This is a genomic window from Paracoccus onchidii (genome assembly GCF_028294535.1).
Lineage (GTDB): Bacteria > Pseudomonadota > Alphaproteobacteria > Rhodobacterales > Rhodobacteraceae > Paracoccus > Paracoccus onchidii.
The window spans coordinates 1-21814 of record NZ_JAQBIE010000021.1 but is presented as its reverse complement, the minus strand read 5'-3'; the positions used below and the strand labels follow the sequence as shown (position 1 = coordinate 21814).

General features: G+C 60.5%; 21 protein-coding genes. 7 read left to right on the top strand and 14 right to left on the bottom strand.

The annotated features are described in order from the left end of the window. Window positions 1-38: 38 nt before the first annotated feature. Window positions 39-638 carry a 2-hydroxychromene-2-carboxylate isomerase gene (locus PAF17_RS15140; RefSeq protein WP_271889945.1) on the top strand — a complete coding sequence of 200 codons (600 nt, stop codon included), beginning with the start codon at window positions 39-41 and terminating at the stop codon, window positions 636-638. Then, window positions 635-1411, top strand: a complete 777-nt coding sequence (locus PAF17_RS15135; RefSeq protein WP_271889944.1) for an alpha/beta fold hydrolase — start codon at window positions 635-637, stop codon at window positions 1409-1411. The genes PAF17_RS15140 and PAF17_RS15135 overlap by 4 nt, the downstream gene beginning before the upstream one ends. 22 nt (window positions 1412-1433) lie before the next feature. Here PAF17_RS15135 and PAF17_RS15130 read toward each other — a convergent pair whose 3' ends face one another. The 8 genes from PAF17_RS15130 to PAF17_RS15095 all read right to left on the bottom strand — a co-directional run bounded on the left by PAF17_RS15130 (window position 1434) and on the right by PAF17_RS15095 (window position 8789). Further along, the gene (locus PAF17_RS15130; protein ID WP_271889943.1) at window positions 1434-1781 is read right to left on the bottom strand and encodes an H-type lectin domain-containing protein; all 348 of its coding nucleotides are present in this window, start codon (window positions 1779-1781) and stop codon (window positions 1434-1436) included. 106 nt (window positions 1782-1887) lie between these two features. Beyond that, on the bottom strand, window positions 1888-2337 hold the full coding sequence (locus PAF17_RS15125) for a F0F1 ATP synthase subunit epsilon (RefSeq protein ID WP_271889942.1): 450 nt from the start codon (window positions 2335-2337) through the stop codon (window positions 1888-1890). A 9-nt stretch (window positions 2338-2346) separates the two neighbouring features. Beyond that, entirely contained in the window at window positions 2347-3771 is a 1425-nt protein-coding gene (gene atpD / locus PAF17_RS15120) for a F0F1 ATP synthase subunit beta (RefSeq protein WP_271889941.1), read from the bottom strand. Window positions 3772-3792: 21 nt separating this feature from the next. Beyond that, window positions 3793-4668 carry a F0F1 ATP synthase subunit gamma gene (locus tag PAF17_RS15115; protein ID WP_271889940.1) on the bottom strand — a complete coding sequence of 292 codons (876 nt, stop codon included), beginning with the start codon at window positions 4666-4668 and terminating at the stop codon, window positions 3793-3795. A gap of 12 nt (window positions 4669-4680) precedes the next feature. Continuing rightward, entirely contained in the window at window positions 4681-6216 is a 1536-nt protein-coding gene (gene atpA / locus PAF17_RS15110) for a F0F1 ATP synthase subunit alpha (protein WP_271889939.1), read from the bottom strand. Further along, the gene (locus tag PAF17_RS15105) at window positions 6216-6782 is read right to left on the bottom strand and encodes a F0F1 ATP synthase subunit delta (protein WP_271889938.1); all 567 of its coding nucleotides are present in this window, start codon (window positions 6780-6782) and stop codon (window positions 6216-6218) included. Before PAF17_RS15105 ends, atpA begins: the two co-directional genes overlap by 1 nt. Window positions 6783-7112: 330 nt before the next feature. Further along, window positions 7113-7874 (bottom strand): glycosyltransferase family 25 protein, encoded by a 762-nt coding sequence (locus tag PAF17_RS15100; RefSeq protein WP_271889937.1) that lies wholly within the window; start codon window positions 7872-7874, stop codon window positions 7113-7115. 117 nt (window positions 7875-7991) lie between these two features. Next, on the bottom strand, window positions 7992-8789 hold the full coding sequence (locus PAF17_RS15095; protein ID WP_271889936.1) for a class I SAM-dependent methyltransferase: 798 nt from the start codon (window positions 8787-8789) through the stop codon (window positions 7992-7994). Between the two features lie 58 nt (window positions 8790-8847). On the opposite strand from PAF17_RS15095, the gene gloB reads away from it, so the two are divergent. Both gloB and clpA read left to right on the top strand, forming a co-directional pair. Next, the gene (gloB, locus tag PAF17_RS15090) at window positions 8848-9594 is read left to right on the top strand and encodes a hydroxyacylglutathione hydrolase (RefSeq protein ID WP_271889935.1); all 747 of its coding nucleotides are present in this window, start codon (window positions 8848-8850) and stop codon (window positions 9592-9594) included. A gap of 239 nt (window positions 9595-9833) precedes the next feature. After that, window positions 9834-12161, top strand: a complete 2328-nt coding sequence (clpA, locus tag PAF17_RS15085; RefSeq protein WP_271889934.1) for an ATP-dependent Clp protease ATP-binding subunit ClpA — start codon at window positions 9834-9836, stop codon at window positions 12159-12161. Between the two features lie 44 nt (window positions 12162-12205). Here clpA and PAF17_RS15080 read toward each other — a convergent pair whose 3' ends face one another. The 4 genes from PAF17_RS15080 to PAF17_RS15065 are packed head-to-tail and all read right to left on the bottom strand — an operon-like array spanning window position 12206 to window position 18001. Further along, complete coding sequence (locus PAF17_RS15080; RefSeq protein WP_271889933.1) at window positions 12206-12787, bottom strand: aminotransferase class IV; 582 nt, start codon at window positions 12785-12787, stop codon at window positions 12206-12208. A 14-nt stretch (window positions 12788-12801) separates the two neighbouring features. Then, a complete protein-coding gene (locus tag PAF17_RS15075) occupies window positions 12802-13929 on the bottom strand; it encodes an aminodeoxychorismate synthase component I (protein WP_271889932.1) in 1128 nt (375 codons plus the stop codon). Continuing rightward, a complete protein-coding gene (gene mfd / locus PAF17_RS15070; RefSeq protein WP_271889991.1) occupies window positions 13926-17390 on the bottom strand; it encodes a transcription-repair coupling factor in 3465 nt (1154 codons plus the stop codon). Before mfd ends, PAF17_RS15075 begins: the two co-directional genes overlap by 4 nt. 38 nt (window positions 17391-17428) lie before the next feature. Continuing rightward, window positions 17429-18001, bottom strand: a complete 573-nt coding sequence (locus PAF17_RS15065) for a hypothetical protein (RefSeq protein ID WP_271889931.1) — start codon at window positions 17999-18001, stop codon at window positions 17429-17431. 101 nt (window positions 18002-18102) lie between these two features. Here PAF17_RS15065 and hemB point away from each other — a divergent pair, with 101 nt between their 5' ends. Together hemB and PAF17_RS15055 are read left to right on the top strand one after the other, a co-directional pair. Beyond that, window positions 18103-19098: a porphobilinogen synthase gene (gene hemB / locus PAF17_RS15060; protein ID WP_271889930.1), complete on the top strand. Its 996-nt coding sequence runs from the start codon at window positions 18103-18105 to the stop codon at window positions 19096-19098. A gap of 69 nt (window positions 19099-19167) precedes the next feature. Continuing rightward, window positions 19168-19749 (top strand): lipid-binding SYLF domain-containing protein, encoded by a 582-nt coding sequence (locus PAF17_RS15055; protein WP_271889929.1) that lies wholly within the window; start codon window positions 19168-19170, stop codon window positions 19747-19749. Window positions 19750-19783: 34 nt separating this feature from the next. On the opposite strand, the gene PAF17_RS15050 is transcribed toward PAF17_RS15055, so the two are convergent. Continuing rightward, complete coding sequence (locus PAF17_RS15050; RefSeq protein WP_271889928.1) at window positions 19784-20428, bottom strand: GntR family transcriptional regulator; 645 nt, start codon at window positions 20426-20428, stop codon at window positions 19784-19786. Between the two features lie 31 nt (window positions 20429-20459). Continuing rightward, window positions 20460-21146: a M48 family metallopeptidase gene (locus PAF17_RS15045; protein ID WP_271889927.1), complete on the bottom strand. Its 687-nt coding sequence runs from the start codon at window positions 21144-21146 to the stop codon at window positions 20460-20462. Between the two features lie 97 nt (window positions 21147-21243). Between PAF17_RS15045 and PAF17_RS15040 the strand changes: the two genes are divergently transcribed. Beyond that, window positions 21244-21555: a TIGR02300 family protein gene (locus PAF17_RS15040; RefSeq protein ID WP_271889926.1), complete on the top strand. Its 312-nt coding sequence runs from the start codon at window positions 21244-21246 to the stop codon at window positions 21553-21555. Window positions 21556-21814 lie beyond the last annotated feature (259 nt).

The window sequence follows — 21814 nt, the reverse complement described above, 5'->3', positions numbered from 1 at the left end:
CCGGGTAGCCTGCGGGCAAATGAACAAGGACTGTCGTTATGGCTAACATCGACTATTATCTGGGGACAATCAGCCCATATTGCTATTTGGCGGCGAACCGGCTCGAAGAACTCGCCGCCAGGCATGGCGCGAAGGTCAACTACAAACCCGTGGACCTGTTGCAGCTGTTCTCACGCACCGGTGGCACGCCACCTGCCGACCGGCACCCGAGCCGGCTGGAGTATCGCGCACAGGAATTGACCCGGTGGGCGGAAGTCCTGCAAATGCCCTTCCATCTGAAACCCGCGTTCTGGCCCGTGAATGCAGCGCCGTCATCCTATGCGGTCATCGCCGCGCAGAAAGCCGATCCCACGAATACCGGCGCTCTGGTTCAAGGTTTTCTGAAAGCGGTTTGGGCAGAGCAGCGCGATATCAGCGATGATCAGGTGATTCGCGAGATCCTGTCAGCCAACGGCTATGATCCGCAACTGGCGGATACGGGGCTATTGGTCGGCGCCGAAACCTATGAACGCAATCTGGAACAGGCCGTCGAGGATGGCGCGTTCGGAGCCCCTTTCTATGTCGTTCGTGAAAGCGGACAGCGTTTCTGGGGACAAGACCGGCTTGACCTGCTGGACAGGCATCTGGGCAACCTATGACCGGCATTCACACACGACACTGGGCCGGCGACCCCGATCGACCGGCACTTGCGCTGCATTGCATGCTGGCAAGTGGCAGCTATTGGGGGGCAATCGCCAAGCGCCTCGACGGGCGCGTGGATATGCAAGGTTTCGACCTGCCAGGCCACGGGAACAGCGACGATTGGCAACCGGGTGCCGACGACCCCGATTATCATACGGCAGCAACGCGCATCGCGGCCAGCTTCATTGAGCGACCGCTGGACCTGATCGGCCACAGCATGGGCGCAACCATAGCATTGCGTATTGCCGTTGCCGCACCCGAAGCGGTCCGAAGCCTGACCCTTATCGAACCGGTCCTGTTCGCGGCCGCCTCGGATGCTCAACAGGCCGTCCGGGACGCTGAAATGGATCGGTTGATTGCATCCGGAAACACCGAGCAGGCGACCCGCTCATTTCTGGCGACTTGGGGCGCGCAGGGTTATGATCAATTGCCTGCCCGGATGCAGGACCAAATGCAGGAACGTATCCATCTTGTTCATGCCGCTGGACAGACCCTGTCCCATGACAATGCCAATATCCTGCGCCCCGACGGCCTCGAGGGAATTGACGCCCCTGTCCTGTTCATTTCGGGTGAAAACTCTCCGCCGGTGATTCACGCAATCGCGGATTCCCTGGCTGCACGCCTGCCCGATGTCGGCAGGGCCTCGGTGCCGAACGCGGGACATATGCTGCCCATCACCCATGCTGACGAAGTAGCGGGGCTGATCAACCTGAACCTGGATCGCGCCTGACCTTCAGGCCTGATCCGCATCGTCAAAGATCGAAATCGTCTTCGTGGCGCATCGCCCCGATGGCCAGCCATTCGGCACGCACCCGCGCGACCCGGGTATCACCCCAGGTGCGAAAAACGATTTCGAACCCGGTTGCCTCTATATTCTCGGCAGAAATATCGGCGCGCTGGTTCTGCGCGCCGTCGATGTCCCACATCCCCAATGAGACATGAACCACCGGACGCGAAATGAACGGCCTTGAGAAAACCACTTTGCTACGCTCTATCCGGGGGCCGCTGCCGCTCCACATGATGCCACCATCCTCAAAGGCACTGAACATCATCACGCTGCCCTGTGTCACGGCGACCGCGCTATGGCTGAATTGCTGCATCGGGTTCCTCCTGCCCGGAAGGATATAATAGCTTGGCCCATACGCAAAAGCCCCGGCACGCGTGCCGGGGCAATGAGTTCATGAAAATCAGACCTAAAGATCGCGATCAGTCGGGAACGCTGGCCTGATTGGGGTCCAGCCCGACATGGGTGCCAAGGGCTTCCATGTCGGCCAGCAGCTTGACAGCTGCTGTCACGATCTCTTCTCCGACGCTCTCGTGCTTTTGCTCGACCGCTTTTTTCTTGCGGTGCGCATCAGCCATCATGTCGTTGAAGACCTCTTGCGTCATTTCCTCGCGCGGGTGCCCGCGCTCGGCCAACAGGCTGACAGACCCGTGATTGATCTCTGCAAAGCCGCCGGTCACCGCATATTCGGTCGCATTGCCGTCACTGGCAAGAACCGTCACGATGCCCGGGCGCAGGGTCACGATCGTCGGCGCATGGCCCGGCATGGCGGTCAGATCGCCGTCAGTGCCCGGCAGGCGCACCTCGCGCACCTGAACGGAGACAAGGCTCCGTTCGGGCGACACGAGGTCGAACTGCATGGTATCGGCCATTTTGCCCCCTTACGCGGCTTCTGCCGCGAGACGCTCGGCTTTGGCTTTCACATCGTCGATGTCACCGACCATGTAGAAGGCCGATTCCGGCAGGTGGTCATATTCACCGGCCACGACTGCCTTGAACGAAGCGATGGTTTTTTCCAGCGGAACCTGAACACCATCCGAACCGGTGAAGACCTTCGCAACGTCGAAAGGTTGCGACAGGAAGCGCTGGATCTTGCGCGCGCGGGCCACGGTCAGTTTGTCTTCTTCCGACAGTTCGTCCATGCCCAGAATGGCGATGATGTCCTGCAGCGACTTGTATTTCTGCAGGATGCCCTGCACGTCGCGCGCCACCTGATAATGCTCTTCACCGACAACGCCGGGATCAAGGATCCGGCTGTTCGAGTCCAGCGGGTCAACGGCCGGATAGATGCCCAGTTCCGAAATCGCACGCGACAGAACGGTCGTGGCGTCAAGGTGGGCAAAGGTCGTTGCCGGTGCCGGGTCGGTCAAGTCATCGGCCGGAACGTAAACGGCCTGGATCGAGGTGATCGAGCCGTTCTTGGTCGAGGTGATGCGTTCCTGCATCGCACCCATGTCGGTGGCCAGCGTCGGCTGGTAACCCACGGCCGAAGGAATACGGCCCAGAAGTGCCGACACCTCGGAACCCGCCTGCGTAAAGCGGAAGATGTTGTCCACGAAGAACAGAACGTCGGTCCCGGTCGTGTCACGGAACTGCTCGGCCAGGGTCAGACCGGTCAGGGCGACACGCATACGCGCACCCGGAGGTTCGTTCATCTGACCGTACACCAGCGCAACCTGCGATTCCGGCAGATTGTCGGGTTTGATAACGCCGGATTCGACCATCTCGTGATAGAGGTCGTTTCCTTCACGGGTCCGTTCACCGACACCCGCGAACACCGAATAACCCGAGTGCACTTTTGCGATGTTGTTGATCAGTTCCATGATCAGAACGGTCTTGCCGACGCCAGCACCGCCGAACAGCCCGATCTTGCCGCCCTTGGAATAAGGCGCCAGCAGGTCGATAACCTTGATGCCGGTCACCAGGATTTCCGAGCTGGTCGCCTGCGCCGCGAAATCGGGGGCGGGCTGGTGGATAGCGCGGGTTTCGCTGCTTTCGATCGCAGCGCCTTCGTCGACGGGTTCCCCGACGACGTTGATGATGCGGCCCAGGGTCGCGTCACCGACGGGAACGTTGATCGGTCCGCCGGTATCGGTCACGCCCTCGCCACGAACCAGACCTTCGGTCGAGTCCATTGCAATGGCGCGAACGGTGTTTTCGCCAAGATGCTGAGCAACTTCCATCACCAGCTTCTTGCCGTTGTTGTCGGTTACCAGCGCGTTCAGAATCGCCGGCAGGCTGTTTTCGAACTGCACGTCTACGACGGCGCCGATCACCTGCGTGATTTTACCAGTGGCCTCTGCCATGTTGTCACCTCTGCGTTACGGTCAGAGCGCCTCGGCGCCCGAAATGATTTCGATGAGTTCCTTGGTGATCGCTGCTTGACGTGTCCGGTTGTATTCGGTCGTCAGCCTGTCGATCATGTCGCCAGCGTTGCGCGTGGCGTTGTCCATTGCACTCATCCGCGCGCCCTGTTCGGACGCCGCATTTTCCAGAAGCGCCGCGAAGATCTGCGTCGCAACCGAGCGCGGCAGCAAATCGGCCAACAGGGCCTCTTCGCCGGGCTCGTAATCATACAGCGCGGACACATCGACCGCGTCAGCCTGCGGGGCCTCGGCAGGAATGACCTGACGTGCCGTCGGGATCTGGCTGATCACCGATTCGAAACGGTTGTAGAAGATCGTAGCGATATCAAATTCGCCCGCTTCGAACCGGTCCAGAACCTCGTCCGCGATTGCGCGCGCGTTCTCATAGCCAACCCGCTTCACCTCGGACAGATCGACGTGATTGACGAACGCATCGCCGTAATCGCGCTTCAACTGTTCGCGGCCCTTCTTGCCGACGGTCAGGATCGTGACATCCTTGCCCTGCCCCCGCAGCTTTTCGGCGTGCTGGCGTGCCAGCTTGACGATCGAGCTGTTGAAGCCACCGGCAAGACCGCGTTCGGCGGTCATGACGACAAGCAAGTGTTTCTGATCCGCACCGGTTCCGGCCAGAAGACGCGGTGCGCTTTCCGATCCGGCCGCATTCGCGGTCAGACCGGCCATCACCGCGGCCATACGGTCCGCATAGGGACGCGCGGCCTCTGCGGCCTCCTGCGCACGGCGCAGTTTGGCCGCAGCGACCATTTGCATCGCCTTGGTGATCTTCCGCGTGTTCTTGACGCTTCCGATCCGGTTTTTAAGATCCTTGAGACTGGGCATCTATTCCCCCTCTCAGGCGCGTGCGTTGTTGTATTCGTCCAACGCGGCCTTGATTGCGTCTTCCAGATCACCGGCGACCTTGCGGTCATTCTTGGTCATATCGTCCAGAAGATCCGATTTCTGGTTGCGCAGGAACTGCAGCAAGCCATCTTCCCACGCGACGACCTCGCGAACCGGAACGTTGTCGATATAGCCTTTGGTACCGGCATAGATCACGATCACGATTTCAGCGTTGGTCAGCGGGCGATACTGCGGCTGTTTCATCAGCTCGGTCAGGCGCGCACCACGGTTCAAAAGACGCTGGGTCGCGGCATCAAGATCCGAACCGAATTGGGCAAAGGCCGCCATTTCGCGATACTGCGCCAGTTCCAGCTTGACCGGACCTGCGACCGATTTCATCGCCTTGGTCTGTGCCGACGAACCCACGCGGCTGACCGACAGACCGGTATTCACGGCCGGGCGGATGCCCTGGAAGAACAGTTCGGTCTCAAGGAAGATCTGGCCGTCGGTGATCGAGATCACGTTGGTCGGAATAAAGGCCGAGACGTCGCCGCCCTGAGTTTCGATGATCGGCAGAGCCGTCAGCGAGCCAGCGCCATATTCCTCGTTCAGCTTTGCCGAACGTTCCAGCAGACGCGAGTGCAGGTAGAAAACGTCACCCGGGTAAGCTTCGCGGCCGGGCGGACGGCGCAGCAGCAGCGACATCTGGCGATAGGCAACGGCCTGCTTGGACAGGTCGTCATAGATCATCAGCGCGTCCATGCCGTTGTCACGGAAATATTCGCCCATGGCAGTTGCCGAATAGGGTGCCAGGAACTGCATCGGCGCGGGGTCCGATGCGGTTGCGGCGACGACGATCGAGTATTCCATCGCGCCGGTTTCTTCCAGCTTCTTCACCAGCTGTGCAACGGTCGAACGCTTTTGTCCAACGGCGACATAGACGCAATACAGCGACTTCATGCCGTCTTCTTCGCGACCGTTATAGTTCTTTTGGTTCAGGATGGTGTCGAGCGCGATCGCGGTCTTGCCGGTCTGACGGTCACCAATGATCAGCTCGCGCTGGCCACGACCGACGGGGATCATGGCGTCGATGGCTTTCATGCCGGTCGCCATCGGTTCATGAACCGATTTCCGCGGCATGATGCCCGGTGCCTTTACGTCTGCGACGGCGCGGGTTTCGGTTTCGATCGGGCCTTTGCCGTCGATCGGGTTGCCCAGGGCGTCGACGACGCGGCCGAGCAGAGCCTTGCCAACCGGAACGTCCACGATCGAGCGGGTGCGCTTGACCGTATCGCCTTCCTTGATCGAACGGTCATCGCCGAAGATCACGACACCGACATTGTCGGTTTCGAGGTTCAGCACCATGCCCCGGACGCCGCCCGGAAATTCAACCATTTCACCGGCCTGAACCTTGTCCAGACCATAGACGCGGGCAATACCGTCCCCTACGGAAAGAACCTGGCCAACTTCGGCCACCTCGGCCTCCTGACCGAAATTCTTGATCTGATCCTTGAGGATCGCCGAAATTTCGGCTGCCTGGATTCCCATTATCCGACCTCTTTCATAGCATTCTGGAGGGAGGCGAGCTTCGAGCGGACCGAACTGTCGATCATCTGCGAGCCCATCTTGACAATCATCCCGCCGATAAGTGCCTCATCGACGCGGGTATTCAGTTTGACCGTCTTGCCGGTCTTTTCGGCAAGCGTGTCGCGCAGGCGGCCCTGCTGTTCCTTGCTCAATTCGATGGCGCTGGTGACATCGGCAACAACTTCCCCGCGATGCTCGGCGATCAGGCCCTGCAGGCCCTTGACCAGCTGAGGCAGCACGAACAGGCGGCGGTTCTGCGCCATAAGCTTCAGCGTATTCGCCAGGGTCGACGAAAGCTGCATTTTACCCACGATGGCGGCAATCGCATCACCTTGTTGCTGGCGCGTATACAAAGGTGAAGAGATAAGGTTACGCAGATCTGCACTGTCATTCAGCGCAACATCGAGGTCATCAAGCTGTTGGGCCAGCGTATCCAGCCCTCCTTCGTCATTCACGATGTCAAAGACAGCCTGTGCATAACGCCCGGCGATGCTCTGGGACATGGAAATGGAGTTGGCCACGGTCATCCTTTACGGTTAGCGCAATCCCCGCTGGCGGGCCGGGCTTATGTCCGGTCAGTCGCGGGGAGCGGGTCGCGGTCGCACGGCTTTTGGAGGGCCGTCCTGAATTCTGCGGCGTCTCTAGCAGGTGATTTCAGCTCGGGCAACAGTCAAGCACACGGAAATGAGAGCGATTGTCGAACTGTGACATCGTTTTTTCATGTGAATGTCGCGCATTAGGTCCACCCTTCGCAGCCGGGGGTGCGGCAGGCTGTCGCAGGTACGTATGAAAACGGATCGCCACCACTGCCATGGAGACGATCCGTCGGGGGCAGATTCGGGCCTGAAATGCCCCGTTCAGATACCCTGTGTCATTTCCCGCGAAAATGTCTCGCGCGCCAGGGCCCGCAGACCACCAGTTGTCCGGGCGTGACGCGCGACTGGGGCCGAGGCTCGTGCGTTAACTGCATCGTTCCACTGACCCGAGGCGACAGCCCTGCGCGGTTCGGGCCTGGGCGATGCCTCGGCCAGCCATTGCGGCGCCTCGACAAGCGCAGGCACGGAAACCAGCGCCCCCATTCGCGACACATCGCAAGGCCAGTCGGCGGTCAGCGCCTGCGCCGCGGTTTCTTCATGACCGGCGACATCCGCGCTGGCCCGGTAGGCGCGCAACAGATGCGCGGCACCCCGACGCGACAGGGCATAACCCGATGCCAGCCCAGTGCTGGCCGCCAATGGACGCAGTCTGACCCCGTCAGCCGCATTGCAGCCACCCCACCGCCAGACACGCCCATTGCCGTGACAAAGCTGGGTCAGATCAGCGTGAAGATATCCGCCACAAGACATGAAATTCACAAAATCCGGGGACAGGCGCGCCCCGTCCTCGATGATGATCGCTCCGGGCAGATCATCGCCCCGGATCGCCCGCCAGGCCCGTCTATGCAAACGGGCCCGGCCCCCGACCGGAGAAGCCCCCCGCACCGTCTCCAATACACGAAACGGAATTCGATGGGATCGCAGGGTCTCGGTTAGTTGACCTTCGCGACGCTGAACCCCGGCATCGCAAAGAATGAAGATCGGCCAGCTTTCCGATACCGGCGAAACGCAAACTGCACACATGACACTACACCGTTTAAAAACTTACCACTCGGTCAGTATAGGCGATTTTCCGCCTATCTCATACATCACCTTATGGACAGGTTTGGGAACTGTGTCGAATAGGTCGCAGTAGCACGTTCAGCGCCGCAACCAACGTTGTGCGGGCGGCATATCGCGCCGAGTCGGTGTGCCGATCGGGCGGCCCAGCCCCACCCCGTCAAGGATCTCCAAGGGGTTGGGAACATGCACTTTCAACGTTGGTCCGACGGGCGCGCGCGCCTGCTTGGACAGTTCGACAAGGGCGACCCCCGCAATCAGCACACGACTGATCCTGGCCCCCGTCCTTTCCCACATCTGTGCGCTGCGCAGCCAGAATCGCCGATCGGACGGCGGGATATACACCGCCGAGCCCTGCCACTCGGTGACGAAACCGGCGGCTCGGGTCTGTGCCTCGATCTGTCCGGCGGTATAGCTGCGGCCATATCCGAAAGGTGTCCGATCCGATGCCGCCCATAGCCCGGCGCGATTGGGCACCATGATCATCATCCGCCCTCCCGGGCCCAGCACCCGCCAGGCCTCGGCCAGCAAGGCCGCCGGGTGATCGCTGGTCTCTAGCCCGTGCAGCATCACCAGCCGGTCAACGCTGCCCGTCTCGATCGGCCAGGCCGTTTCGTCACAAAGCACGCTGTGATTGGCCATACCCGCAGGCCAAGCCATGACCCCCTGCGGCCCCGGCATAAGCGCCGTCACGCGGCGCGATTCGGCCAGATAGGGCCGCAGCATCGGTACCGCGAACCCGAAACCCGCCACCGTCATCCCCGTGCCGGAGGACGGCTGCCATCTGGCAGAAAGCCTGTCACGCAATATACGTTGGACCACCCGCCCCAAAGAGCGCTGGTAATAGAACCGCCGAAGATCGTCGATGTCGTGATGCATTGCACCCCGCGCCTGCCTTTGTCAGTTTCGACATCATCACAGAGAAAGGGATTTGCCAATGCCACTGGAACTGGTCACATTGCGCTGCCTGCAGGACAATTACGCATATTTGCTGCATGGTGAACACGGAACCGCGTTGGTGGATGCCCCCGAGGCCCTGCCTGTCCTGACCGAACTGGACGCACGCGGCTGGACGCTGGACGCGATCCTGCTGACACATCATCACGCCGACCATATCCAGGCCGTACCCGAACTGGTCGCCGAAACCGGCGCCAAGGTGATCGGGGCCGCTTGCGACAGCCATCGTCTGCCACCGCTGGATCGTCAGCTCAACCCCGGTGAAAGTTTCGAAGTTCTGGGTGAAACAGTCGACGTTCTTGACGTGTCCGGGCATACAATCGGCCATATCGCCTTTCACTTTCCCCAGTCTTCGCTGGCCTTCACGGCAGACAGCCTGATGGCGATGGGGTGCGGCAGGTTGTTCGAAGGTGATCCCGGAATGATGTGGCAAAGCCTTACCCGGCTGAATGCTCTGCCCGGCGAGACCTTGATCTGTTCCGGGCATGACTATTGCCGGGGCAACGGCGCTTTCGCATTGTCGGTCGACCCCGAGAACATGGCGCTGAAAGACAGGTTGGAGGCCGTGGCCGCATCGCAGGCGCCATGCGCCCCGGCCTCGCTCGAACAGGAACGGGCAACCAATCCGTTCTTGCGCGTCAATGAGTTACGCCCGCTTCTGAACATGCAGGGCGCAAGCGATCCCGAGGTCTTTGCACGCCTGCGCAAGATGAAGGACGAGTTCTGACCTCGACGCGACATGGCTGGCACGCACCCCGGTTCATGCGCACCAACCGGGGTGTATCAGGGTTGAAATCTGCCTCACACGACATCACATCTGCATCTGAATCGGGAAAAATCGGCGTCAAGGGCCAAAAAGCACTTGATGCTGGATGAATTCCACCAAATCTTAACTGTATCGTGACAGTCTGGGCAGGTGGGCCGCTAAATCTGCCCATACCGCCAGCCGACTGACAGGAGACGACCGTGCCAAGTTTCTCGAACACCCTGGAACAGGCCATTCACCAGGCGCTTGCGCTGGCGAACGAACAACGACACGAACTTGCAACGCTGGAACATCTGTTGCTGGCCCTGACCGAGGAACCTGACGCGGTTCAGGTCATGCGTGCCTGCAATGTTGATCTGGAAGAATTGCGCAAACTGCTTGTCGATTTCATCGAGGACGACCTTTCGACATTGGTCACTGATGTCGAAGGTTCCGAGGCGGTGCCGACAGCGGCCTTTCAGCGCGTCATCCAGCGCGCGGCCATCCATGTTCAAAGTTCGGGCCGCCAAGAGGTAACCGGCGCGAATGTGCTGGTCGCAATCTTCGCCGAACGCGAATCGAATGCCGCCTTCTTCCTGCAAGAGCTGGATATGACGCGATATGACGCGGTGAATTTCATTGCCCACGGCGTCGCCAAGAACCCGTCATTCAACGAAAACCGCAAGGTTTTGGGCTCCGACGATCCGGCGGATGAATCCGCTCAGGCCGAACCGGTGCAGGAAGCCAAGGAGGAAACCGCGCTTGGCAAATATTGTGTCGACCTGAACGCCAAGTCGAAAAAGGGCGATGTCGACCCCCTGATCGGGCGCGAAAGCGAAGTCGAACGGGCGGTTCAGGTCCTGTGCCGGCGGCGCAAGAACAATCCGCTGCTGGTCGGCGATCCGGGCGTCGGCAAAACTGCAATCGCCGAAGGGCTGGCCAAGAAAATTGTCGAGGGGCAAACCCCCGACGTCCTGTCCGACGCAACCATCTTTTCTCTTGATATGGGCGCATTGCTGGCCGGAACGCGCTATCGCGGGGATTTCGAAGAGCGCCTCAAGGCCGTGGTCAAGGAACTGGAACAGCACCCCGACGCTATCCTGTTCATTGATGAAATCCATACCGTGATCGGCGCGGGGGCCACCTCGGGCGGGGCGATGGATGCATCAAATCTGCTGAAACCCGCTCTTGCCGGGGGCAAGCTGCGCTGCATGGGATCGACGACCTACAAGGAATACCGCCAACATTTCGAAAAGGACCGCGCCCTGTCGCGCCGGTTCCAGAAAATTGACGTGAACGAACCGTCGGTGCCGGATGCGGTCAAGATCCTGATGGGTTTGAAGCCGCATTTCGAAAAACATCACGAACTGCGCTATACCAATGATGCCATCAAATCCGCCGTCGAACTGGCCAGCCGCTATATCAATGACCGCAAGCTGCCGGACAGCGCCATTGACGTGATCGACGAAGCGGGCGCGGCACAACATCTTGTTGCGGAAAGCAAACGGCGCAAGACGATCAGCCCCAGGGAAATCGAGTCGGTGGTTGCAAAAATCGCCCGTATTCCACCAAAGAATGTCAGCAAGAGCGATGCTGAAGTGTTGCGCGACCTAGAAAAGACGTTGCAACGCGTCGTCTTTGGGCAGGATACCGCGATTACCGCGCTGGCCTCGGCGATCAAGCTGTCCCGCGCCGGTCTGCGCGAGCCCGAGAAGCCGATCGGCAATTATCTGTTTGCTGGTCCAACCGGTGTGGGCAAGACAGAAGTCGCCAAGCAACTTGCCGCGACACTTGGTGTGGAACTGCTGCGCTTTGACATGTCGGAATACATGGAAAAGCACGCAGTCAGCCGCCTGATCGGTGCGCCGCCGGGATATGTCGGCTTTGACCAGGGCGGTCTCTTGACCGATGGCGTGGATCAGCATCCTCACTGCGTGCTGCTGTTGGATGAGATCGAAAAGGCGCATCCCGATGTTTTCAACATCCTGCTTCAGGTCATGGATCACGGTCGCCTGACCGACCACAACGGACGGCAAGTCGATTTCCGAAATGTCATCCTGATCATGACCTCGAATGCCGGCGCTTCGGATATGCAAAAAGCGGCAATCGGCTTCGGGCGTGACAAGCGCGAGGGAGAAGATACCGCAGCGATCGAACGGACGTTCACACCGGAATTTCGCAACCGGCTAGATGCGATCATCAGCTTTGCGCCACTGTCGCGCGATATTGTCATCCACGTGGTCGAGAAATTCGTCCTGCAACTTGAAGCGCAGCTCATGGACCGAAATGTCCATATCGAGCTTACACCCGAAGCGGCCGACTGGCTGGCGGAAAAAGGCTATGATGACCGAATGGGTGCGCGTCCGCTTGGCCGCGTGATTCAGGAAAACATCAAGAAACCGCTGGCCGAGGAGCTTCTGTTCGGGCGCTTGACGAAAGGCGGTGTCGTGCGCGTGATGATCAAGGATGACAAGCCCGTCTTCGATATCTCGGGCCCGGACGCCCCCCGGATCGGCAAATCGAACACCCCATTGCTGACCGCTGACTGACTGTACGGAACCCGCCCAAAAAATCAGGGCGGGTTCCAGTTTCTTCAGCTGTGCAATTTTGCGGCGATCAGACCGCGCAATGCATTCCCGACATAAAAACCCGCCTGCAGATCCTCGGGCCGCAGAACCGCTTCGCGGACCAGTCCACGCCGCAAAAGTGATTGTCGCAGCACGCCGGGCAACAGCCCGCATCTTACGGGTGGGGTCAGAAATTCATCGCCGCGACACACGAACAGGTTGGTGATGCTGCCTTCACAGATTTCGCCATGTTCGTTAAGCAACAGAACCTCGTGAATGTTGCCGTCCATGTCCCGCCGCGCCGCATCATAAACCGGTCGTTGACTGGATTTGATGCGCAGCCAGGGATCTGCACTGTTCAACCGATGGGAAGAGATCGCGACATGCCACACGGGCGGATTGTCCGGCAATGGCTGCACCGAAATCTCGATTCGGCCCGTGATGTCCACGGTCAGACGCACGCGCGACAGGCATGTCCACGGATTTGCGGCGATCGCCGCATGCAAATCTGCCATATCCAGCGGAAAGTCGACCGAGGAACAGCCATGTTGCAATCGGGCCAGATGCAGATCAAGTAAGCGGATCGAACCATCCGGCTCTCCTCGCATCGTCTCTATGATTGTCAGGGATTCGGGGACAGGTTCAGGAATTGCGATTTGCACAATGCTTCACTCCATTCGGAACCGGCAGCGCTGTCATGGGTTATCCCGCCACCGACATTCAGGCGCAATACCCCATCGCCAGAAAGCACAGGTGTCCTGATCGCGACGCTGAACCGCATGGGTCCGGCCGGATCCACCCAACCGATTGCCCCACAATACACCCCGCGCGGCTGTTGTTCCAACTCGGCGATGATCTGCATCGACCTGATTTTTGGTGCCCCCGTGATAGAGCCGCAAGGAAACAACGCCCGCAAAATATCAATCAAGGTTGCGCTATGCGTCAATTGCCCCTCGACCGTCGATGTCATCTGATGGACAGTCGCGTATTTTTCGATGCGAAACAGCGATGGCACCCGCACGCTGCCGGGTTCGCAGACGCGGCTGATATCATTGCGCAGCAGATCCACGATCATCAGATTCTCGGCCCGGTCCTTTTCCGAGGACGCAAGCGCCTGGGCGGCAGCAAGGTCAGACGCGGGTGTGGTTCCGCGTGCTGCCGTACCTTTCATCGGGCGCGTGCGAATACGGCGTTGATCGTCCACCGAAAAGAACAGTTCCGGACTGCGTGACAGCACGATCGGCCCGCCCAGATCGATATATGCGCCCTCGCCCACCGGCTGCCGCGCGCCCAGGGCCGCATAAATCGCCAGCGGCGCACCGTGGACCTTGGCCGTCATCGGGAAGGTCAGGTTGATCTGATAGGTATCACCGGCCTCGATATAGCGATGCACCTGTGCAATCGCACTGTCATATCGGGCGCGCGACCAGGTCGGAGTCGCCGGACCAATCCGAACCTTTTGTGGCGACGGCAAGACGGATGCCGCCCGCGGGCCATCAAACACCCCCATCAGAATCAACGGCATGTCATTGGCCGGTGGCATCAGATGGGCAAGCTTGGGCGAAAGCGTGTATCCCAGTTCGTAAGACAGATATCCCGCCAGCCAGGCCCCTCTTGCCTGCGCGGCTTCCATGGCGGCAAGGGCCGGCAGGACGCCCGCCGGGGTATCGGCGCGGATGATCGCCTGAGGGGCGACGAACTCACTGCCCTCGGGCAATGGTCCCCGATCGAACCGGATAAGCCCGCTCACGTTTTTGCCTTCGCCTTGCCCTTGCCCTTGGCCTTGACCGCCAGATCGCGTGCAATAGCAAACGCCCCCTTGATCCGATCTGCATCCGTTGCCCAATCGCGGCGCACAACGATCTTGTTGTCGGTCACCTTCGCCTGTCCGCGCTGATCGGTCAGAAACTCGACCAGGCCCGCAGGATTGGGGAACTTATCGCCGTGGAACTGAATTGTCGCCCCCTTCGGCCCAGCATCCAACCGCGCAATACAGGCACGCTTGGCCATCGCCTTGATCCTGATCACCAGCAACAAGGTATTGACCTCTTTTGGCAATGCGCCAAAGCGGTCGATCAATTCGGCGGCGAAGCCTTCCAGCTCGACCTTGGTGGTCAACTCGGCCAGCCGCCGATACAGGCCAAGCCGGACATCCAGATCCGGAACAAAGCTTTCCGGGATCGTCACCGGAACGCCCAGATTCAGCTGAGGTGCCCATTCATCTTCGGGCGTGCCTTCGATTTCACCCGATTTCAGCTTGGCAATCGTTTCCTCAAGCATGGCCTGATACAGTTCGAAACCGACCTCCTTAATATGGCCCGACTGTTCCTCGCCCAACAGGTTCCCTGCCCCGCGCAGATCAAGATCCTGCGAAGCCAGATTGAACCCTGCGCCCAGACCGTCAATCGATCCCAGGAATTTCAGCCGCCGAATGGCCTGCGGCGTCAACGGGCTGCGCGGCTTTGTCGTCAGGTAGCAATAAGCACGCGTTTTCGAACGCCCGACCCGACCGCGAATCTGATACAGTTGCGACAGACCGAACATATCGGCGCGCCAGACGACCATTGTGTTCGCAGTCGGAATATCCAGCCCCGATTCGACAATCGTCGTGGCCAGCAACACATCATGGCTGCCATCGTAGAACGCGTTCATCCGCTGATCCAGATCACCGGCGGCCAGCTGGCCATGGGCAACGATAAAGCTGACCTCGGGCACGTTCTCGGCCAGCCAGTCCTGAACCTCTGGCAGATCCGACAGACGGGGAACCACGAAGAAGCTTTGCCCACCGCGAAACTTCTCGCGCAGCAGGGCCTCGCGGATGGTGACCGAATCGTATTCACTGGAATAGGTGCGAATTGCCAATCGATCGACCGGAGGTGTGCCGATGACCGAAAGATCGCGCACGCCGGTCAACGACAGTTGCAATGTTCGCGGGATCGGGGTCGCCGTCAGGGTCAGAACGTGAATATCGCTGCGCAACTCCTTGAGCCGTTCCTTGTGGGCAACCCCGAAATGCTGCTCTTCGTCGATGACCAGCAGGCCCAGATCCTTGAAACGCACCTGCTTGGCCAGCACGGCATGCGTGCCCACAACGACATCTACCGAACCGTCAGCCAGGCCCGCACGGGTTTGCGCAGCTTCCTTAGCCGGAACGAATCGCGACAACGCACGGACATTGATGGCGGTGCCGCGAAAACGGTCAGCGAATGACTTGAAATGCTGCCGGGCCAACAAGGTCGTTGGCGCGACCACCGCCACCTGCTTGCCCTGTGACGCCGCGACAAAAGCCGCGCGCATCGCGACCTCGGTCTTGCCAAAGCCCACATCCCCCACGACCAGCCTGTCCATCGGCCGCCCAACAGAAAGATCTTCCAGGACGTCCTCGATCGCAGCGGCCTGATCTTCGGTTTCACTATATGGGAAGCGCGCGGAAAACGCTTGCCAGTCATGTTCTTCGGGTTCAAGCACCGGCGCGGGGCGCAACAGGCGTTCGGCGGCGACCCGCATCAGCTTGTCGGCAATCAGGCGGATGCGTTCCTTCAGCCGGGCCTTGCGAGCCTGCCACGCACCGCCGCCAAGCTTGTCCAACAGCCCCGCTTCATGTCCATATCGGCTGAGCAGTTCGATATTTTCGACCGGCAGGAACAGCCTGTCCCCTCCGGCATATTCCAGCGCAACGCAATCATGGGGCACACCAGCCGCCGTGATCGTCTCCAACCCGTTATAGCGACCGATCCCATGTTCGACATGAACGACCAGATCGCCAGGTGTCAGGCTGGTCGTGTCTTGAAGGAAGTTCTCGGCGCGGCGGCGTTTTCTGGCGCCACGGATCAAGCGATCGCCCAGAACATCCTGTTCGGAAATCACCGCGATCCTGCCAAGCGCCCGTCCCGAAGCGACAAAACCTTCTTCAAGCGGCCAGACCGACAACCCGATACTGCCGGGTGCGTCGGGAAGGTCGCGAATATCGGAAATCTTCCGAAGCCCCCCAAGCCCCTCATCGGCCAGCAATCCGCTCAGCCTGTCTCTGGCACCTTCGGAAAAGCTGGCGATGACGACCCGCCCGTCCTTTGAAACTGCCTTAATATGATCAGATAATTCTTTGAACAGGTTGATTGATTCCGCCTGTCGTTCAGGGGCGAAATTTCGTCCCGGTCGCCCACCGGCGTCCAGAACCGCCGGCCCCGGCGGCTGGGCCAGAACCGACAGCCTGAGGCGGCGATGATTGGCCAGCCACGCCTGCCATTCATCTTCCGGCGGGAACATCTGATCCGGCGGAACCGGCTTGTACACTGTATCATTGCGCCCTTTGGCGGCCATGGCAGCACGGCGCGCGCCATATTGCTCTTCGATCATCTCACGGCGCGCGGTGATGACCTGATTGACGTGGTCATCCAGAACGACGGACGCGTCGGGCAGGTAGTCGAACAGGCTTTCCATCTGCTCATGAAACCAGGGCAACCAATGCTCCATCCCGGCCATTTTCTGGCCGGCACTGACGCCTTCGTACAGCGGGTCATTGGTGCCACCGCCATATTCCGCCCGATAATTCTGGCGAAACCGTGTGATGGCCGGTTCGTCCAGAATCACCTCGGACATTGGGGCGATTTCGACACGCGACAGTTTTTCCGTGGTGCGCTGCGTCACCGGATCAAATCGGCGCGCCCCGTCCAGAACATCGCCGAACAGATCCAACCGCACCGGTCCCGCTTCGCCGGGGGGATAGATGTCGATGATCCCGCCCCGCACGGCATAATCGCCGGGTTCGGTCACCGTGGGCGACTGTACAAAACCCATCCGCACCAGAAAGGATCGCAGGCCGGATTCATCAATGCGATCACCGACCCTTGCCGCGAAACTTGCCCCCGTAACCAGATTTCGGGCCGGCACCCGCTGCATTGCGCCGTTCAACGTGGTCAACAGGACAAATGGTCCCTTGATGACACCCTGCGCCAAACCCGCAAGCGTGGCCATCCGCGCGGCCTGAACCTCGGGGGCGGGTGAAACACGGTCATAGGGCGTGGTATCCCATGACGGAAAGTCGAGCACCGCCAGAGATGGCGCAAGGAAACCCAGTGCCGCGCGCATCGCCGCCATGCGACGATCATCGCGGGCGATATGTATGACCGGCTGGCCGCGGGCGGCCTCATTCGCGATCAGGGCCGCATCATAGCCTTCGGGGGCACCGGAGAGGATCAATTGGTCTGCCATGACGGTTGAGGTAAAGCCAACCGCGCCGGTGTCAAGCGTTACAGCCCGTTGGGATGGGTCAAAGCCCACAAAGTACCCCATGCCGCCGTCAGTGCGACCGAAAGCACCGACATCATCGAAACCAGCCTGCGATGGCGGGTCATGCGCTGTGCGGCATCCGCGGCGACCCCGGACAATGGCCGGTCGCCGGATTGCCCGGATTCCAGCAAGGGAGCAAGGCTGCGCGCCAGACGCACCCGCAACCAGAACAGAATCAGGAATGGCAACAGCAGCAACGTCAATGCCTGGGCCAATTCAAGACCATAGCCAAAACCAAGGATCGCGATGCTTGTCATCAGGAAAGAGGTCACGGCCAGGAAAAACGTTCCCTCTTGCGCGCCCAGCAGCCAGCGCGGCAAAGTCAGCGACAGCCAGTCCAGCAGAGTGATCACGGCCGGATGTTCCGGTTCGCCGGCGGATTGGGCCCGCCGCGCCTGCTGCAATACTTCGCTCGGCACGCCCAGCACATTGCGCCCGGTCGCCGACCACATGCCAAGCAGCGCAAGCCAGAACCAGATCGTCCCGAACGAACGACTGTCCAGCAGTCGGATCCAACCGTCAAATTCAGGCACGAGGCAGTTCCTTGTTCTTGATCGCGCACGACCTTAGAACGACAGCACGCCAAGGGAAAGCACCAGCCGCATTCCCATATCTGCCGCGAAAGGATGCCCACATGGCCAGCCCGATCATCGCCCCCTTCCCCGCCACACGCCTGCGCCGGTTGCGGCGCACCGAAAACCTGCGCGCGATGGTCAGCGAAGTGAACCTGACAGCCGCCAATCTGATCTGGCCGGTTTTCGTCACCGAAGTCGCCGGCGCCGAAGGCGAGATCGCGTCGATGCCGGGTGTTGAACGTGTGACGCTGGACGGCGTGCAACGGGCGGCCGAACGGGCCGCGCGGCTGGGTATTCCCGCGATCTGCGTCTTTCCGCATTCGGATCAGGGCCTCAGGACTGAGGCTTGCGAACGTGCATGGGACCCCGAGAATATCGGCAACCGCGCCATCCGCGCGATCAAGCAGGCCGTGCCTGACCTCGCCGTCATGACCGATATCGCACTGGACCCCTATAACGCCAACGGACATGACGGCATCGTCAAGGACGGCCAGATCCTGAACGACGAAACTGTCGAGGCATTGGTGAAAATGGCGCTGGTTCAGGCTGAATCCGGCGCTGACATCCTGGGGCCGTCGGACATGATGGACGGGCGCATCATGGCGCTACGCATGGCGCTGGAAGCCGACGGACACAAGGATGTCGCCATTCTTTCCTATGCGGCCAAGTTCGCCAGCGCCTTCTATGGCCCGTTTCGCGATGCGGTCGGGGCCTCGGGGCGACTGGTCGGCGACAAGAAAACTTATCAGATCAATCCCGCCAATCGCGGCGAGGCGCTGCGCTGTGTCGCGCGCGATCTGGCCGAGGGGGCGGACATGGTCATGGTCAAGCCCGGCCAACCCTATCTGGATATCTGCCGGGCCGTCAAAGACGAATTCGGTGCGCCGACCTTCGCCTATCAGGTCAGCGGAGAATACGCGATGCTGGAAGGTGCGATCCGCAATGGCTGGCTGTCGCGGGACGCGATGTTTGAAAGCCTGTTGTCGTTCCGGCGGGCGGGTTGTGACGGCATCCTCAGCTATTTCGCGCCTGCGGTCGCCGAAATGCTGGCATGATATGGCAAGCTGGCGTATCTTGCGCGCCAAAGGGTCCGCAGAACCCATTCCTGAGTATGAGGCAACAAAATGAGCAAATACAACATGATGAACCGGCGCACGCTGCTGGCTTCGGGTGGCGCGGCACTGGCCCTTGCGGGCTGCAGCAATGGTGTGGGCAATAACGCAGCATCGCGCCTTGACGCCCGCGTCGACCAGACACATCAGTTCCTTTTGCAGAATTACCCAAACTCTGAATCCTTGATCCAGAACTCCAAGGGCGTGTTGTACATGCCGCTGATGACCGAAGCGGCACTTGGCGTGGGTGGCGCATATGGTCAGGGCGCGTTGCGCATCAATGGCGCGACCGTCGATTATTACTCGGCCACGCAGGCGACCTTCGGCTTTCAGGCCGGCGCGCAGCAATATTCCCATGTGCTGGTGTTCCAGACCGATCAGGCGCTTGCGTCCTTCCGCGCAGCATCGGGCTGGGTTGCGGGGGCGGATGCCTATTACGCCATTCCGCGTGGCGGCCTGAATGTCGGCGCGGATTCGATCACCGCTCAGTATCCGGTGGTCGCAATGATCTTCGGCCAGTCCGGTCTGATGGCCGGCGCTTCGATCGAGGGCACCAAATATGCCCGAGTCATCCCGTCGAACCTGGCACCGTAAAGCCCACCACCCGACAGCATCACCGCAGATACAGTCAGGCCGATGTCAAATGCCGCAAACCATGCGTGACATCGGCCCGGACAGCCAGACGCAAGGCGGGTTCGTCCCCCGCCCTCAGGGCCGCCAGAATCATCCGGTGATGACGTGGCGGCTCATTGCGTTTCACGCGACCATACAAGGCGCGCATCGTTGGCCCCAGTTGCAGCCAGATGGTTTCCAACATCGCCAACATCGCCGGTGCCTGCGCACGCAGATACAGCATGCGATGAAATTCCAGATTGCAGCGGATATAGCCAACGGCATCATGACGTTCGACCGCATCCGCAATCCGTGCGTTCATCTGCGCCAAACGCTCGATCAGCGCGAAATGCGCCCGAGGCAAAGCGCGGGCCGCCAGTTCCGGTTCAATCAGCGCCCTGAGCGCGGCAAGCTCTTCGATCCGTTCATCCGACAATTCGGGCGTCGACACGCGTCCCGAACCGGACAGGGTCAGCGCGCCTTCCGCCACCAGCCGCCGCACAGCCTCGCGCGCGGGGGTCATGGACATGTGATATTCCTGCGCCAGCCCCCGCAAGGTCAGCGCAACCCCCGGCGACAGCTCGCCCAGCATGATACGGCTTCGCAGGTTGCGATACAGGCGCTCATGCGCGGCGGGGTCCGTGGATCTGGTGGTGGTCATGGCCCTTACGTGATCACAAATCCGGCGCCCGTCAATCTCGGAATTTCCAGATCATCAGATCATTGCCATGATTGCGCAACCAGCTGCGACTGGCCTGGAAATCCGGCATCAGCGCCGCGACCTGCGCCCAGAACCGGGCCGAGTGATCCATATGCGCCAGATGTGCGACCTCATGGGCAGCAACATAATCCAGCACCTCTGGCGGCGCCATGGCCAGCCGCCAGGAAAACATCAACCGGCCATCCGACGAACAGCTTCCCCAGCGCGATCTTGTATCGCGCAGGGCGATCACCCGATAGCCGCGCCCCAGTGCCGCCGAATGGCGATCACAGGCCCCCTGCAATTGCTGATGTGCGTAGTGGCGCAGAAAGGCCCTTACGACTGGCCCAACCGATTTGCGCGCGGGGCATAGCAGCCTGTCCTCCTGAAGCCGTGGACAGGGCAATTCGGCGGGCGTCACGACACGCGGCCTGCCCGCCACCGGCACCGCGACGCCAGGCGCGACCCGGCGTTCCAGCGGGCGCCGCGCGATCGCATATTGCAGCCAATCGCGCTTTTCCTCGGCAAAGCGACGGCCATCCGTCAGCGAGGCCGAGTCCGGCAAGGTCAAAACCGCCTCTCCTCCGGCTCGCGGCACCCGCAAGGTCATGCGCCGGGCACGCGAGGAACGCCGCAAGCGCACTTCGATTCCATTGCCCAGAACGATGCTGTCGGACATGCCGCCCTGCCCCATCAAATTACAAAACCCTTTGACAGCCCGCCAACGCTGTGGCAGGGGGTCGCCAATTTCCTAAACACGGCGGAAGGAGAATACCATGCCCAAAGAGGAATGGGGCACGAAACGTCTGTGCCCGCATTGTTCAACCCGTTTCTACGATCTGAACAACAATCCGATGGCCTGCCCGGCATGCGGCAACCAGTTCACGCTGGAAAGCCTGAATGATGGGCGCGGCAAGACTCTGGTCGCCGAAAAGAATTCATCCAAGAATTCCGGCAATCTCGATGGAGATGACGACATCGACAACGACAGCGGCGATCTCGATGATGATCTGCTGGACGATGATGATGATGACGGCGACGTTTCCCTGGACGAGATTGCCGATGTCTCGAACGAGGATGAGGACTAGGGTCAGCCCGCTGTTCGCCCCATCCCGGGATTTGCTACAAAGTTGCGCGGCCTCAGGGTCGCGTTTCTTATACATATCGGCCTTGTGATCCACATCGCCACAGTGCCGCTCCGCCCGAGACCACGTGCGTCGCAGATCCTGCGCAGTGAACCGCGCCGGGTTTTTCCGGAGGCTGATTTTGACTAGTTACGCGGCCATGTTCTCAGTTTCCAGAGCCGCGTAGAAGTTGGCCTCTGCCTCGGCTGGCGGGATGTTCCCG

Bases quoted from the DNA above. Each gene is read 5' to 3' on its own strand.
- PAF17_RS15040 (WP_271889926.1), top strand. From the start codon at position 21,244: ATGCCCAAAGAGGAATGGGGCACGAAACGTCTGTGCCCGCATTGTTCA.
- PAF17_RS15045 (WP_271889927.1), bottom strand. From the start codon at position 21,146: ATGTCCGACAGCATCGTTCTGGGCAATGGAATCGAAGTGCGCTTGCGG.
- PAF17_RS15125 (WP_271889942.1), bottom strand. From the start codon at position 2,337: ATGGCCGATACCATGCAGTTCGACCTCGTGTCGCCCGAACGGAGCCTT.
- PAF17_RS15115 (WP_271889940.1), bottom strand. From the start codon at position 4,668: ATGCCCAGTCTCAAGGATCTTAAAAACCGGATCGGAAGCGTCAAGAAC.
- PAF17_RS15100 (WP_271889937.1), bottom strand. From the start codon at position 7,874: ATGTGTGCAGTTTGCGTTTCGCCGGTATCGGAAAGCTGGCCGATCTTC.
- PAF17_RS15105 (WP_271889938.1), bottom strand. From the start codon at position 6,782: ATGACCGTGGCCAACTCCATTTCCATGTCCCAGAGCATCGCCGGGCGT.
- PAF17_RS15135 (WP_271889944.1), top strand. From the start codon at position 635: ATGACCGGCATTCACACACGACACTGGGCCGGCGACCCCGATCGACCG.
- PAF17_RS15055 (WP_271889929.1), top strand. From the start codon at position 19,168: ATGAGCAAATACAACATGATGAACCGGCGCACGCTGCTGGCTTCGGGT.
- PAF17_RS15095 (WP_271889936.1), bottom strand. From the start codon at position 8,789: ATGCATCACGACATCGACGATCTTCGGCGGTTCTATTACCAGCGCTCT.
- mfd (WP_271889991.1), bottom strand. From the start codon at position 17,390: ATGGCAGACCAATTGATCCTCTCCGGTGCCCCCGAAGGCTATGATGCG.
- PAF17_RS15130 (WP_271889943.1), bottom strand. From the start codon at position 1,781: ATGCAGCAATTCAGCCATAGCGCGGTCGCCGTGACACAGGGCAGCGTG.
- atpA (WP_271889939.1), bottom strand. From the start codon at position 6,216: ATGGGAATCCAGGCAGCCGAAATTTCGGCGATCCTCAAGGATCAGATC.
- PAF17_RS15080 (WP_271889933.1), bottom strand. From the start codon at position 12,787: ATGCGAGGAGAGCCGGATGGTTCGATCCGCTTACTTGATCTGCATCTG.
- atpD (WP_271889941.1), bottom strand. From the start codon at position 3,771: ATGGCAGAGGCCACTGGTAAAATCACGCAGGTGATCGGCGCCGTCGTA.
- gloB (WP_271889935.1), top strand. From the start codon at position 8,848: ATGCCACTGGAACTGGTCACATTGCGCTGCCTGCAGGACAATTACGCA.
- PAF17_RS15140 (WP_271889945.1), top strand. From the start codon at position 39: ATGGCTAACATCGACTATTATCTGGGGACAATCAGCCCATATTGCTAT.
- PAF17_RS15050 (WP_271889928.1), bottom strand. From the start codon at position 20,428: ATGACCACCACCAGATCCACGGACCCCGCCGCGCATGAGCGCCTGTAT.
- hemB (WP_271889930.1), top strand. From the start codon at position 18,103: ATGGCCAGCCCGATCATCGCCCCCTTCCCCGCCACACGCCTGCGCCGG.